Below are 362 nucleotides of genomic sequence, written 5' to 3' on the forward strand. Positions count from 1 at the left end.
CTTGTCGGAGGTATGGGCCGGAGCCAAGGCATAGGGGACGCGCGGGGCTGCGCCGCACGATGGTGAAGACCGCCGTGATTATGGGCTTTCCGTTGCAGGGATGAGGCGATGGCCGATGAACCCGCCCCGCTGATGTACCCATACGAAGCCCTCAAGATCATTGAGGTGCTCGTCGACGTGGCCGAGGAGACCGACAATCCCGTTGCCACCGATCTGATCCTACGCGAGATCCGGAACGTGCTGGCCAAGACGATGCCGAAGAAGCCGAGGCGCAGGCGGCGGAAGGCATGACCGAGCCCGACGCGAACCACGAACTCGCCGCCCGTCTGCTGGCCCAACTGGGTGGCTTCATGCTCGGCATC

The 362-nt window shown here is 64.4% G+C and carries 1 protein-coding gene; it reads left to right on the forward strand.

From position 1 onward, the window contains the following. Window positions 1-108: 108 nt before the first annotated feature. The gene (locus MKK82_RS11365; RefSeq protein ID WP_243985757.1) at window positions 109-291 is read left to right on the forward strand and encodes a hypothetical protein; all 183 of its coding nucleotides are present in this window, start codon (window positions 109-111) and stop codon (window positions 289-291) included. Window positions 292-362: the final 71 nt, after the last annotated feature.

Source organism: Methylobacterium sp. E-046 (genome assembly GCF_022829625.1).
In the GTDB taxonomy this organism is placed as follows: Bacteria; Pseudomonadota; Alphaproteobacteria; order Rhizobiales; family Beijerinckiaceae; genus Methylobacterium; species Methylobacterium longum.